Origin of the sequence: Natrinema sp. 1APR25-10V2, from assembly GCF_031626495.1 — an archaeon.
Taxonomy (GTDB): domain Archaea; phylum Halobacteriota; class Halobacteria; order Halobacteriales; family Natrialbaceae; genus Natrinema.
This window is the reverse complement of record NZ_JAMQOJ010000001.1, coordinates 1-12,863: the sequence shown is the minus strand read 5'-3', so window position 1 is coordinate 12,863 and position 12,863 is coordinate 1. Positions and strand designations below refer to the sequence as shown.

Annotated in this window: 15 protein-coding genes; 10 read left to right on the top strand and 5 right to left on the bottom strand. The window is 65.9% G+C overall.

The annotated features are described in order from the left end of the window. Window positions 1-81: 81 nt before the first annotated feature. The gene (locus tag NDO75_RS00075; protein WP_310904015.1) at window positions 82-642 is read right to left on the bottom strand and encodes a class I SAM-dependent methyltransferase; all 561 of its coding nucleotides are present in this window, start codon (window positions 640-642) and stop codon (window positions 82-84) included. Between the two features lie 2 nt (window positions 643-644). Then, window positions 645-1,085 (bottom strand): DUF302 domain-containing protein, encoded by a 441-nt coding sequence (locus tag NDO75_RS00070; RefSeq protein WP_310904014.1) that lies wholly within the window; start codon window positions 1,083-1,085, stop codon window positions 645-647. A gap of 844 nt (window positions 1,086-1,929) precedes the next feature. Between NDO75_RS00070 and NDO75_RS00065 the strand changes: the two genes are divergently transcribed. The 3 genes from NDO75_RS00065 (at window position 1,930) to NDO75_RS00055 (ending at window position 4,353) form a co-directional block, all read left to right on the top strand. After that, window positions 1,930-2,439, top strand: coding sequence for a YeeE/YedE thiosulfate transporter family protein (locus tag NDO75_RS00065; RefSeq protein ID WP_310904013.1), 510 nt, complete (start codon window positions 1,930-1,932; stop codon window positions 2,437-2,439). Next, window positions 2,439-2,906 carry a DUF6691 family protein gene (locus NDO75_RS00060; RefSeq protein ID WP_310904012.1) on the top strand — a complete coding sequence of 156 codons (468 nt, stop codon included), beginning with the start codon at window positions 2,439-2,441 and terminating at the stop codon, window positions 2,904-2,906. The genes NDO75_RS00065 and NDO75_RS00060 overlap by 1 nt, the downstream gene beginning before the upstream one ends. A 298-nt stretch (window positions 2,907-3,204) precedes the next feature. Then, on the top strand, window positions 3,205-4,353 hold the full coding sequence (locus NDO75_RS00055) for a rhodanese-like domain-containing protein (RefSeq protein ID WP_310904011.1): 1,149 nt from the start codon (window positions 3,205-3,207) through the stop codon (window positions 4,351-4,353). A 92-nt stretch (window positions 4,354-4,445) separates the two neighbouring features. Here the strand turns inward: NDO75_RS00055 and NDO75_RS00050 are convergent, their stop codons facing one another. Beyond that, the gene (locus tag NDO75_RS00050; RefSeq protein WP_310904010.1) at window positions 4,446-4,829 is read right to left on the bottom strand and encodes a DUF302 domain-containing protein; all 384 of its coding nucleotides are present in this window, start codon (window positions 4,827-4,829) and stop codon (window positions 4,446-4,448) included. 115 nt (window positions 4,830-4,944) lie between these two features. Here NDO75_RS00050 and NDO75_RS00045 point away from each other — a divergent pair, with 115 nt between their 5' ends. The 6 genes from NDO75_RS00045 (at window position 4,945) to NDO75_RS00020 (ending at window position 10,457) form a co-directional block, all read left to right on the top strand. Continuing rightward, on the top strand, window positions 4,945-5,577 hold the full coding sequence (locus NDO75_RS00045; protein WP_310904009.1) for a methyltransferase domain-containing protein: 633 nt from the start codon (window positions 4,945-4,947) through the stop codon (window positions 5,575-5,577). Window positions 5,578-5,840: 263 nt separating this feature from the next. Further along, the gene (locus NDO75_RS00040; protein ID WP_310904007.1) at window positions 5,841-6,071 is read left to right on the top strand and encodes a hypothetical protein; all 231 of its coding nucleotides are present in this window, start codon (window positions 5,841-5,843) and stop codon (window positions 6,069-6,071) included. A 99-nt stretch (window positions 6,072-6,170) separates the two neighbouring features. Beyond that, window positions 6,171-7,517: an FAD-dependent oxidoreductase gene (locus NDO75_RS00035; RefSeq protein WP_310904006.1), complete on the top strand. Its 1,347-nt coding sequence runs from the start codon at window positions 6,171-6,173 to the stop codon at window positions 7,515-7,517. Between the two features lie 2 nt (window positions 7,518-7,519). Continuing rightward, entirely contained in the window at window positions 7,520-8,767 is a 1,248-nt protein-coding gene (locus NDO75_RS00030) for an ArgE/DapE family deacylase (RefSeq protein ID WP_310904004.1), read from the top strand. A 69-nt stretch (window positions 8,768-8,836) separates the two neighbouring features. Further along, complete coding sequence (locus NDO75_RS00025; RefSeq protein ID WP_310904003.1) at window positions 8,837-9,055, top strand: DUF2892 domain-containing protein; 219 nt, start codon at window positions 8,837-8,839, stop codon at window positions 9,053-9,055. A 268-nt stretch (window positions 9,056-9,323) separates the two neighbouring features. Continuing rightward, complete coding sequence (locus NDO75_RS00020) at window positions 9,324-10,457, top strand: aminotransferase class V-fold PLP-dependent enzyme (protein WP_310904001.1); 1,134 nt, start codon at window positions 9,324-9,326, stop codon at window positions 10,455-10,457. Between the two features lie 232 nt (window positions 10,458-10,689). On the opposite strand, the gene NDO75_RS00015 is transcribed toward NDO75_RS00020, so the two are convergent. Both NDO75_RS00015 and NDO75_RS00010 read right to left on the bottom strand, forming a co-directional pair. Further along, window positions 10,690-11,271, bottom strand: coding sequence for a DsrE/DsrF/DrsH-like family protein (locus NDO75_RS00015; RefSeq protein ID WP_310904000.1), 582 nt, complete (start codon window positions 11,269-11,271; stop codon window positions 10,690-10,692). A gap of 1 nt (window position 11,272) precedes the next feature. Beyond that, window positions 11,273-11,518: a sulfurtransferase TusA family protein gene (locus NDO75_RS00010; RefSeq protein WP_310903999.1), complete on the bottom strand. Its 246-nt coding sequence runs from the start codon at window positions 11,516-11,518 to the stop codon at window positions 11,273-11,275. 246 nt (window positions 11,519-11,764) lie between these two features. Here NDO75_RS00010 and NDO75_RS00005 point away from each other — a divergent pair. After that, window positions 11,765-12,863: MBL fold metallo-hydrolase (locus NDO75_RS00005; RefSeq protein ID WP_310903998.1), on the top strand; the 1,099-nt coding region annotated here is incomplete at its 3' end.

Sequence of the window (12,863 nt, the reverse complement as noted above, 5' to 3'; positions counted from 1 at the left end):
CGCACAGCTTGCTCGATTCGCGTTCGAGAACGCGACCGCTGGCCCGGCCGGAAACCGCTTTCGAGCGGGCCGCCGAGACTGTCACTCGAGCGTCGCGATCAACAGGAACGTCTCCGGTCGGACGGCCTCGTGTTCGACGGTGAAGCCGGCCTCGCGGAGAGCGGCTGCCGCCTCGTCGGCGCCGTATCGCTCGTCGACCGGCGGCCCGTTCTCGCCGGCGCCGGTCGCCGCCCAGTCAACGACGACGAGTCGGCCGCCGGGCGTGAGAACCCGTCGGACCGCCGCGAGCGCGTCGTCGCTCGCGAACTCGTGATAGGTCATCGTCGAGAACGCGGCGTCGAGCGCGTCGTCGTCGAACGGCAGGTCGCTCACGTCGCTGGTGACGAGGTCGACGTTCTCCGGGACGCCCTTCTCCCGGTAGTACTCGTGCATCTCCTCCTGAACGTCGACCGCGTGGACCCCACCTGCGTGGAGCGCGACGTCGTCGGTGAAGAAGCCGGTGCCGCTGCCGAGGTCGGCGACGGCGTCGTCCGGCGAGACGTCGAGCGCCCACAGGAGCTCTTCGGCCGACACGAAGCGGTACCGCCGTCCGGCTTTCTCCAACTTGTCCGCTCGCGAGGCGTCGAACGTGTGGTGGCCCACGGTTACAGTTCCTCGAAGGCCGTATCGACGAGTTCGCCCGTCTCCGCCACGATATCCGCCATCTCGTCGTCGTCCGGCGCCATGCCGACGAGCCGCGCGATCCGCATGATCGAGACGTGGTAGACGCGCTGTCGGCCGGGTTCCTCTTCCCAGACGACGACGTTACACGGGAACAGCGCGCCGAGTTTCCCATCGGTGGCCTCGAGCGCCCGGTCGGCCACTGCCGGGTTGCACGCGCCGAGGACGTAGTACGGATCGCGGTCGGCGTCGACTTTCTCGTTGAGCAGTTCCGACGGAGAGAACTCGACGGGGACGCCGAATCCGGCGTCGGTGAACACCTCGCGGACGTGTTCGATCGCCGCCTCGTGGTCCATCTCGAGGGTCGTCTGTTTCGCACCGATGTCGTCCGGATCGAGCCGACTCGGGTCGATAGGCAGCGTCATTCGTGCGTGGTATTGGGCCCTCTACGAAAATCACTTCCGGATTTCGTCGCCGGTACGCGTCGGGAGCACGTCGGTCGCTTCCGGGACACGGCGTTCGCCGATGGTCCGTGTCGGTCGCCTCGAGGGCGCGAACCGAGAGGCGAGTCCGTGACGAGACCGAACGGGAGAATCACGCCGGCGACGACGACCGTCCCCGACGCGAGCGCTCCACGACTCGATCAGAGCGATCGGAAGGAGCGGTGTCTTCTCCGTGGGAATCGCACATCGTTCGCGACTGATCGCCCAGCCCAGTGGGAACAGTGACAGTGCCGAACCGCCGGTTCGAACGAGCGCACCGTCGTACGAGAGAACGGCTACCCCGACCACGTCTCTCAGAGATTCGAGGAGTCGGGAAAGCACGCTTGACGGGGCGGTGAGACTCGAGAAGCGAACGGAGCAGAGTCGTGAACGGCGCCGGCGATGTGATGGTCGAAATGCAGGTATAGAGGGCGCAGACCGCGGATACTGTTCAGTTATCGGCGTGGTGTATCGTCTCCGTGACCGAGATACCGATGTACGTGAGTCCGCCACTCTCCGGACGCCGTCCGAGTCTGACCACTCGAACAGTGCGCTCGGTCTCGTTCCGGAACGGGAACGGCCCTCGGGCGGCAATGATATTGTGCTTTATTGGAATTCAGGCACCTCGCTTATGCCGCGCAATCGTGTTAGGTTCTCCAGTGCCGGTATCCAATTTCGCCGATTCCAACGGGAACCGCCGCTCGCAACGCGTCGATATCCGTTCGCTCGGAATCGTCCCGAACGCACGCATCGTCGATCGAGTCGCGCTCTTCGGAGGGGGCGGGCCGTGATCGCGGTATCACCCGCGATAGCGTCTGCTCTCTCGATAGCGGTCGACCCGTTCCCGCGAGGAATCGATCACTATCTGATCGGCGGCCTGTTCGTCGGCCTCGGCATTACCGTCATTTATCTGGGGACGGGGATCCTCGCCGGAAACAGTACGTTTTTCGAGACGACGCTGTCGTACGTCTCCGATCTCCCGCGGTTCCAGCGCGAGAAGTACGTCGCGTCTCGCGACTGGCGGGTCGTCTTCGCGGTCAGTATCGTCGCCGGCGCGGCCGTCTACGAGTTCGGGTTCACCGCCGATGCCTTCGTCACCGAGGTGCAGTGGTGGCGGTTGCTCGGCGGGGGGATCCTCGTCGGGATCGGCACCCGGATCGGGAAGGGCTGTACGTCCGGCCACGGTGTCTCCGGTATCGCGTCGCTGTCCCGGACGTCGATCGTGAACGTGGCGCTGTTCATCGGCGTCGCCGTCGCGACAGCGCTCGTCGTCGCCGCGCTGGGGGTGACTCCCTGATGAGTGACGACGGCCGTGGGCCGTTTTTCACGGGCCTCATCGTCGCCGGCGGACTCCTGCACGGGTTCGGGTTGGCGTACAGTCGGATGGCCCGCCCCGAAATCGTGCTGGACTTCCTCCAGCTCGAGGACTTCGGGCTGCTCTTCGTGATGGGCGGGGCGGCCCTCGTGACGGGTCTCGCCATTCAGTTGGGAACGCGAGTCCTCGAAACGGCACCGCTGACGGGGACGCGCTACACCGGCCGTGAGAAGGGGTTCGATAGGAACGTCGTCGTCGGTGGCGTCATCTTCGGAGTCGGCTGGGGGCTCTCGGGCGTCTGTCCCGGTGCCGGCTATGCGAGTCTGGGAATCGGCAACTACCGGATCCTCTGGGCCGTCGCCGGGATGTTCGGCGGCGCCTACGTCCAAGGTCTCTGGCGCGCACACCGACGGTCGGCGAGTCGTGAGACGACGACTACCGGGGATTGAGGGCGGTCTCAGAGCAGACGCGCCTCTCAGCGGGAGAACGTCGTTCTGGGAGACTACGGGGAGACGGAACTCGTCCGAACTTCCGACGGCGGGCGGATTCAGAACACGCCCGCTGACGGGCCGTACCCGTTCGTCCAATCCGGCGTCGATTACGCCGATGGCGAGGAGAGCCGCGAAACGCGGCTCGTTCAGACGGGACCGTTTTCGCGCAGAAACCCGTATCGGTAGCCGAGGGTGCCTGTGCAGGGACGGGAACTATCCGCGACCTCGCACCAGATAGTATTGTAGGGTGATTTCAATGGTGAACCAGATTTCCCCCGAACGACTCGCGGAGATGATCGATTCGAGCGAGGCGTTCACGCTCGTCGATACGCGGCCCGAGGACAGTTACGAGGGGTGGCGGATCCACGGTGCCGAAAACGTTCCGTTCGGTCCGGACGACGAGATCACAGACGCGGAACTCGAGCGCGTCGAGGAGGCCAGAGACGGCGATTCAGTCGTCGCGATCTGTGGAAAAGGGCTCACGTCGACGCCGTTCAGCTTCGAACTCGAGCAACACGACTACGACGACGTGGCCGTGGTAAAAGGCGGCATGGAGGACTGGAGCAAGGTCTACGAGGTCGTCCCCGTCGAGACCGAAAACGACGACCTCGTCGTCGTCCAGTTGCAGCGGCGAGCGAAGGGCTGTCTCGGCTACATCGTCGGCTCGAAATCCGCCGAATCAGCGGTCGTCGTTGATGCGACCCGGCAGACGGACCAGTTCAAGATCGTCGCCGAGGAGGCCGGGCTCACGATCGAGCGCGTCCTCGATACCCACGTCCACGCCGACCACATCTCGGGCGGACCGAAGCTCGCGGACGAACTCGACGTACCGTACCACCTCGGAGAACACGCGAGCGACCGGGACGTCGAGTACGACTACGAACCGCTCGCCGACGGCGAGACGATCGAACTCGACGAGATCGAGATCGAAGCGCTCCACACGCCGGGACACACGACCGAGATGGTCAATTACCTCGTCGACGGCGAGGCGCTGCTGACAGGCGATACGCTGTTCGTCGAGTCCGTCGGTCGGACGGAGCTCCAGTTCGGTGACGAAGACGCAGAGAGCGGCGCCGAACTGCTGTACGAATCGATCCACGACACCATCCTCGAATTGCCGGACGAGACGCGGATCCTCCCGGGACACGTCTCGGTCACGGAGGACAACCGATACGAAGCCGGTTCGCCCGGCGACCTGATCGGCGCTCGACTGGGCGAGCTCCGCGACGAGCTCGACCTGCTCGGTCTGGACGAAGACGAGTTCGTGGAACGGTTAGCCGAGAACGCGCCCGAGAAACCGCCGAACTACGAACGCGTGATCGAGATCAATACCGGATCGGAGCCGCCCGAGGACGAGTCCGAAGCGACGGAACTCGAGCTCGGGCCGAACAACTGTGCGGCGTGAAATCCGGGCGTTCGTTCCTCGTTCGAAACTGGCGCGGGATCCGTGCCAAACGGCGGCCACTGAAGTCGATTGGAGAGTGATCGAGTCCGCGCTCACAGCCTCTCGAGAACGCGTTCGAAGCGTTCGAGGGCATCGTCTCCGATCGGATCGAGATCGTCGTTGTCGGCGACGCCGATCAGACGCTGCGGGTCGACCGCACTGACGACGACGCCGTCGTCGGCGTCGTACACGACGACGTTGCACGGAAGCAACGTTCCGAGGTCGAGGTCGTCCTCGAGTCCCCGATGGGCCAACCCCGGATTGCACGCGCCCAGAATCCGGTACCGGCGGAAGTCCTCGTCGAGTTTCCGCTTCAGCGTCTCCTGGACGTCTATGTCACAGAGCACGCCGAAGCCCTCGTCCTCGAGGGCGTCCGTCGTCTCGGATACGACGTCGTCGAACTCGCCGTCGACACGCGTTTGGAGCGTATACGACATACTGTACGGACCCTCCGCAGAGCGGTTATGATTGGGGTAGCAACGGCAAGTTCGTGGCGTTCGGCCGGGTGCCCGGGGAAAGACTGTAACCCGTCCGCAGTAAACAACGCGCCCGATGGTCTCTCGCGGTACGTTACGAGCGGTCGGCTCCCTGCTCGGACTCGTCGCGCTCGCCGGAATCGGGTACGCGCTCCGGTGGCGGTCGAATCCGTCGCCGTGTCCGTACTCTCAGCGACTCTGGATCGATCTCCCCCGCCCGGGAATCACTCGCTCGAGGCTCTGCGACCTCCTCGACCCGCGACCCGGTGAACGGATCCTCGAACTCGGACCGGGGACCGGCTACTACACGGGGACGGTCGCGCGAGAAGTCGAACCGGACGGGACGGTCCACGCCGTCGACGTTCAGGGGGCGATGGTCGAGCACCTCCGACAGCGGACGCGGAAGCGAGGCTATCGGAACGTCGAGCCGGTACGTGGCGACGGACAGCGGCTCCCGTATCCGAACGATAGTTTCGATGCCGCGTATCTGGTCCTCGTTCTCGGCGAAATTCCCGATCGAGAGCGGGCGTTCGCCGAACTCGAGCGAGTACTGAAGCCCGACGGCCGGCTCGTCGTCGGGGAATCGCTTCCCGACCCGCATTTCGTCACGCTCGAGACGCTCCGACGACGTGCCGAACGGCGAGGGCTCGAGTTCGAGGGCCGCATCGGAACGCGAGGGAGCTATTTCGCCCGGTTCGCCGTGAAGTGACGACGCTTTCAGACGGTCGATCGGGAACCGCTTTCTATCGAGGGTGAAGGCCACCTCGCGGTGGTCGCCGGGGCCCCGACGCTCGTGCGCTCCGCCGACGGAAACCACGTCGGTACGCGACGAGAGGTACGCTTCACAGTCCGTCGGAGATCGTCAGAGAGAACGGCCGCGCGTCTCGTTTGACTCGCCCGATACGAGCGGGCCGTCTGCTGGATCGGCAAATCGCCACAATCCATTTACACCGCTCCGCCGGAAACAGACTCATGGACTCGAGGTCTGCCTCTCGGCGGTCGCTACTGGGTCTCGCGGGTCTCGCAGGCCTCTGTTGTGTCGGGACCAGCAGCCTCGTCGTCGGCGGCGCCGCCGTTGCCGGCGGCACTGCAATTGGCGGAGCGAGTAGCGCTCTCGTGCAGTCTGCGGTCACCGTCGTCACGCTCGGGATCATCGGAGCAGTGCTACGGTTTCGGGCTCGCTGTTCGGACTGTGAGACGTGACTCGCTTCGAGGCGGCCCCGCCCGGATAACCACATCTATCTATGCACAGTATTGGGGACATTGGAAAATATTTTACGCACGAGCCTCCTACTATCGGCTATGAGCGAAACGTTCGTCGTCATCGGCGGTGACGCAGCGGGAATGAGCGCCGCGAGCAAGGTGAAACGCGAGGAGCCCGATCGAGACGTGATCGTCTTCGAGAAGGGGGAGTGGGTCTCGTATGCGGCCTGCGGGATGCCGTACTACGTGAAAGGCGACGTCGACGACCTCGACGATCTCGTCACCGTGACGCCCGAAGAGTTCAGAGATGAGCGAGATGTCGACCTGCGAACCGGCGAAGCGGTCGTCGACATCGACCGCGGGGCGCGGACGGTGACGGTTCAGTCCGGCGACGAGACCTACGAGCAGCCCTACGACGACCTCCTCGTCGCGACCGGCGCGAGCGCGATCGAGCCGCCCTTCGACGGGCTCGGTCTCGAGGGCGTGTTCACGATCCACGACATGGACGAGGCCGACGCCATCGAGGACTACGTCACCGAGCGGGCCCCGGAGACCGCCGCGATCGTCGGCGGCGGGTACGTCGGGATCGAGATGGCCGAGGCGCTGTCGGCCCGCGGGCTCGACGTCCACCTCTACGAGATGCTGCCCCACGTGCTCCAGCCGTTCGGCGAGCCCGTCGCCGAGGTCGTCGAGGAACACCTGCGCGAGCAGGGGGTCGACCTCCACCTCGAGACGGCCGTCTCGGGTTTCGCCGGCGACGAACGGGTCGAGGCGGTCGACCTCGAGGACGAGACCGTGGCCGCCGACATCGCGATCGTCGGCGTCGGCGTCGCGCCCAACACCGACCTCGCCGAGGCAGCCGGGATCGAACTCGGTCCGACCGGCGCTATCGCGACCGACGAGTACGGCCGGACGAACGACGAGAACGTCTACGCGGCGGGCGACAACGCCGAAGCGACCCACGTCGTGACGGGGGAGCCGGACCACGTCCCGCTGGCGCTGACCGCCAACCGCGCGGGTCGGGCGATCGGGCAGACGGTCACCGGCGATCCCACGCCGGTCGGCGAGATCGCGGGCACGGCCATCGTGAAGGCGTTCGAACTCGGCGCCGCTCGGACAGGGATCGTCGACGAGGACCAGGCCCGCGAGGCCGGCTTCGATCCGGTTTCGATCACGATTTCGGCGTCGTCGCGCGCCCACTACTACCCCGACGGGTCGGAGCTCACCGTCACCCTGTTTGCCGATCGGGAGAGCGGCAGGTTGCTCGGGGGCAGCGTCGTCGGTCGCGAGGGCGCGAAGCGAATCGACACGGTCGCGACGGCGCTGAAAGCCGGCATGACAGTAGCCGAGCTGCAGAACGCCGATCTGGCGTACGCACCGCCTTTTAGCCCCGTCTGGGACCCGATCCTCACGGCGGCGAAGGTCCTCGCCGGCAAACTCGAGTGACGATGGCCGATCCCGCCGAATACGTCGCCGACCACCGCGCGGAACTGGTCGATCTCGCGCTCGACCTGCTAGCGATCGACACGTCGAACCCGCCCGGCGACACGCGCGAACTCGTCGGATTCCTCGAGGAGTACCTGTCGGAGCTGCCAGTCGACGTCGAGCGGTTCGCGGTCGATCCGGCAAAACCGAACCTCCTCGTGACGCTGTCGGGCGCGAGCGACCGAACGTTGCTGTACAACGGCCACCTCGATACGGTGCCGTTCGACGCGGAGGCGTGGTCGTTCGACCCGCTGGGAGAGCGCGTCGACGACCGCCTCTACGGCCGCGGCGCGACCGACATGAAGGGGGCCGTCGCGGCGATGCTGCTGGTCGTCCGCGCGTTCGCCGAGAGCGACACCGAGCTGCCCGTCGACCTCGCGTTCGCGTTCGTCAGCGACGAGGAGGTCGGCGGCGACGCCGGCCTGCCGGCGCTGCTCGAGGCCGACCGCCTCGAGGCCGACGCCTGTGTCATCGGCGAACCGACCTGCGAGAGGGACCGCCACTCAGTGACGGTCGCCGACCGGGGGAGCATCTGGTTGACTCTCGAGGCGACCGGCGAGGCCGCACACGGCTCGCGTCCGATGCTGGGCGAGAACGCGATCGACCGGCTCTACGAAGCGGTCACGACGCTCCGAGAGCGCTTCGGGACGCGACGGCTCGACGTCGATCCCGCCATCGAGCCGATACTCGAGGAATCGATCGAATTCTACGAACCGGCGATGGGCACCGAAACCGCCCGCGAACTGTTCGAGACGCCGACGATCAACCTCGGCGTCCTCGAGGGCGGGGAAGCGATCAACAGCGTTCCCGGGTCCGCCCGTGCAGAACTCGACGTTCGGTTGACCGCCGGCGTACCGACGCCCGACGTTCTCTCGGAAATTCGGGAGTGCGTCGCCGACTGCGACGGCATCACGATCGCCGACGTCTCCTGGAGCGTTGGCACCGCCGAACCGGTCGAGGCCCCGCTCGTCGAGGCCCTCGCGTCGACCGCCGAAGCGACGACCGGCGAGCGAGTGTATCGGCGGAGCGCGACCGGTGGCGGCGACGCGAAAAAGCTGCGAAACGCCGGGATTCCGACGGTCGAGTTCGCGCTCGGGACAGACACCGTCCACGCGGTCGACGAGTACACGACCGTCGACGCCCTCGTCGGAAACGCGACGATCTACGCGACCCTCCCCGCAGCGTGGGACGCCGCGGCGAACGGTCGATGACGGGCCAGCTGACCCCACGAACCGGGAACGAGGGCAACGCTTACGTCTCAGTCGTCCGTAGTTATGGGTATGAAAAGCAATATTGGTTCGGCGGATCGGATGGCGCGACTGGTCGTCGGTGCGGTGTTACTCGCCGTCGGTGTCGCGACGCTCGCGGGCGTCCTCGAGTACGGAGTGGCGGCTGGTGCCATCGCGGCAGTGGTCGGCGTCGTCGCTCTCGGAACGGGGCTGACGCGGTTCTGTCTCCTGTACCGAGTGCTCGGCGTCGACACGTGTGACGTCTCGTAAGGATTCGGAGCGTTCGATTTCGAGACACGAGAAGCCGGGTCGTCGTCGACCGATCCGACCGCCGCGCAGTGCCGCGACCGTCGTGGAAGGGTCGTGCGATTCGGCGGTCGTCTCGAGGCCGGACCAGTATTTCACAATATTCCCAAGATTATTATCCGCTGGGCGCGTATTCGCTGCCGATGGAACCGAACGAGTCAGCGGCGATCGAGACGAAGGCACCTGCCAGCGTCGAACCGAGCGATGATTTCTCCGGACGGAACAGCCACTCATGCACCCGAATGTGACGATGACGCCGGAAGAACTCCGGGCGGACGTTCCGGCCCTGCAGGACGGCGCCTACTTCAACTTCGGTGCCCACGGCCCGAGCCCGGAGTACGTCGTCGACGCCGCCGACGAGTTCGTCCGATCCCACGAGTACGACGCGCCGATCGCGGACGATCCGTACGAGACGGCGTTTCGCGCGTTCGACCGCACGCGAGAGACGGTCGCGTCGTTCGTCGGTGCCGAGCCGGACGAGATCGCGCTCACCGAGAGCACGACCGCGGGCATCAACGCGATCGCCGGTGCGATCGACTGGCAGCCCGGTGACGTCGTCGTCCGAACGGACCTCGAGCACCCCGCCGGAATCCTCCCCTGGCAGCGCCTCGAACGGGAGGGCGTCGAGGTCCGCGTCGTCGAGACCGACGCCGGCCGCGTCGATCCGGACCGATTCGCCGAGGCCGTCTCCGATGCCCGACTCGCCTGTTTCAGTGCGGTCACGTGGACACACGGGACGCGACTCCCGGTGACGGAGCTGGTCGACATCGCCCACGACGCCGGCGCGCTCGCGCTCGTCGACGCCGTCCAGGTCCCCGGACAGTTCCCGATGGACGTCGGCGAGTGGGGCGCCGACGCGGTCGCCGCCGCCGGCCACAAGTGGCTGCTCGGACTGTGGGGCGGCGGGTTCCTCTACGTCGATCGGGACGTGGCAGCGGGGCTCGAGCCGCGGGCGGTCGGCTACCGGAGCGTCGAGACGCCGACCGCGGATCCCTACGAGTACGCGGCCGGCGCGCGCCGCTTCGAGATCGGGTCGGCGAATCCGGGCCCCCACGTCGCGCTTCGGGAGGCGATCGACGCGATCGACGAAGTCGGGATCGACCGGATCGAAGAGCGCGTTCGCCGCCTCGCCGGGCGACTGGCCGACGGCGTCCCCGACGATCGGCTGTACAGCCCGGCCGAACCCGAATCGGGCCTGGTCGCGATCGACGTCGACGACCCGGCGGCGACCGTCGAACGGCTGGCCGACGACGGCATCGTCCTGCGGAAACTCCCCTCACCGAACGCGATTCGGGCGTCCGTCCACGCCGTCAACACCGCGACCGAGGTCGATCGGCTGCTCGAGCGCCTGGAGCGGGAGTGGTGACGAGAGCAGCGGGACTGCGGATCGATGACGACTCTCAGGAAGACACGACCGGAGAACCGACGCGGGGTCGGTCACTCGAGTTCGACGGTGCCGCGATCGGTCACGACGACCCGCGTCCGCGATAGGTGAACGAGGCTTCGAAGTCGCGTTCGGGATCGGTCGGCCCGTGGTCGACCGGTTCGTTCAGTGCCGGAATAGTTGATCGGTGTCTCGAACAGTCGGTGCGAGCAGCTCAGACGAGGAGCTGAATGTCCGATTCGGCCATGTGCTGGATGGCGGTCGCCGCGCCGACGCCGGTGGTGACGCCGTCGTGGAAGTCGTCCTCGTCGTAGTCCATCAGTTCGATGGTCATCTGGCAGGCCTGCAGATCGACGCCCTGCTCGAGCGAGAGATCGATCAGTTCCTCGATCGTCGCGGTGCCGTTCTCGTCGATTTTCTGCTCCATCATCCACGTCGCCATCCGGTCCATCCCGGGAAGCGCGGCGATCGAGTTCGGCATCGGCATGTTCGGGTTGCCGACCGCCGACAGCTGCAGTTCCGTCGACTTCTCCTCGTGGAGGATATCGAGCCCCCAGAACGTGTGGAAGACGACGACGTCCCAGCCGAAGGCGGCCGCCGTGCTCGCGAGGATCAGCGGCGGATAGGCCATGTCGAAGCTGCCCTTGGTCGCGACGATCGTCATCTTCTTTTGATCGTCGCCAACGTCCGTCTCGAGCGCGGCGACTTTCTCCTCGAGTTCCGCGACCTGCGCGCGCAGTTCCTCCTCGCTCATCGGCTCGCCGTTTGCCGTCGCCGAGGGTGTGTCAGTACTCATTTCACGTCGTCTTCTGCACGTAGTGTTTGTACACGTCGCCGTCCTCGACCTGCTCGAGGAGTTCGACCCCCTCGGTTCCGGCCGCCCAGCCGTCGATGTCGCTCATGCTGCCCGAGTCCGTCGCGACCACCTCGAGAACCTCGCCGCCCTCGAGTCCGTCCACGGCGGACTTGGTCTTGACGACCGGCATGGGACACGATGCACCTTTGACGTCGAGCGTCTCCGTGATGTCGAATTCGTCACTCATAGTTGGATACTCCGTGATCTGTATTGGAGCTATCGCACAATATCGACTGCGACGGTAAAAGGATATCGATTATTGCGCCATACACAAACAACCGATTGGGCGAGAGAATGTGTTAACGCCCTCTATAGGGCTTTGCTGGCCGGTTAGGTTCCTCATCGTCTTCATCCGGGTTACTGTATTGTGCGTATTTGGAACTACTATGCAAATTCTTATATGCCCCCAGTCGATAGGGAGAGGTGTACGACAATGAACGCAGACGACTTCCCCACTCCGGACGCCGACGTCAAGTCGGTCACGCCTGACACGCTAAAAAGCCGTATCGACGCGGGCGAGGACGTCACGCTCCTCGACGCGCGCATGCAGTCCGAGTACGACGAGTGGCACATCGACGGCGAGACCGTCGAATCGATCAACGTGCCCTACTTCGAGTTCCTCGAGGACGAGATCGACGACGACGTTCTTGCGCAGATTCCCGACGATCGCGAACTGACGGTCCTCTGTGCGAAAGGCGGTGCCAGCGAGTACGTCGCGGGCACGCTCAAAGAGCGCGGTTACGAGGTCGACCACCTCGAGGAGGGGATGAACGGCTGGGCGCGCATCTACGAGGCCGTCGAGGTCGAGCGCTACGACGGTTCCGGGACGCTGCTCCAGTACCAGCGCCCCTCCTCGGGCTGTCTGGGCTACCTCGTCTACGACGACGGCGAGGCCGCCGTCATCGACCCGCTGCGTGCCTTTACTGACCGCTACCTCAACGATGCCGAGGAACTGGGCGTCGACCTGAAATACGCGATCGACACCCACATTCACGCCGACCACATTTCGGGCGTCCGCGCGCTCGACGCCGTCGGCGTCGAAGGCGTCATTCCCGCGGCGGCAGTCGACCGCGGCGTCACCTACGCCGACGAGCTGACGACGGCCGCCGACGGCGACGAGTTCCAGGTCGGCGACGCGACGATCGAGACGGTCTACACGCCCGGGCACACCTCCGGGATGACCTCGTATCTCGTCGACGACTCGCTGCTCGCGACCGGCGACGGGCTGTTCGTCGAGAGCGTCGCCCGCCCCGACCTCGAGGAGGGTGACGACGGCGCACCCGAGGCCGCCAGCATGCTCTACGAGTCGCTCCAGGAGCGCATCCTCTCGCTGCCCGACGACACCCTCGTCGGCGGCGCGCACTTCAGCGATTCCGCCGTGCCCGCCGACGACGGCACCTACACTGCGCCGATCGGTGACCTCGTCGATGAGATGGACGCGCTGACGATGGACGAGGAGTCGTTCGTCGAGTTGATCCTCTCGGACATGCCGCCGCGACCGGCCAACTACGAGGACATCATCGCGACGAACC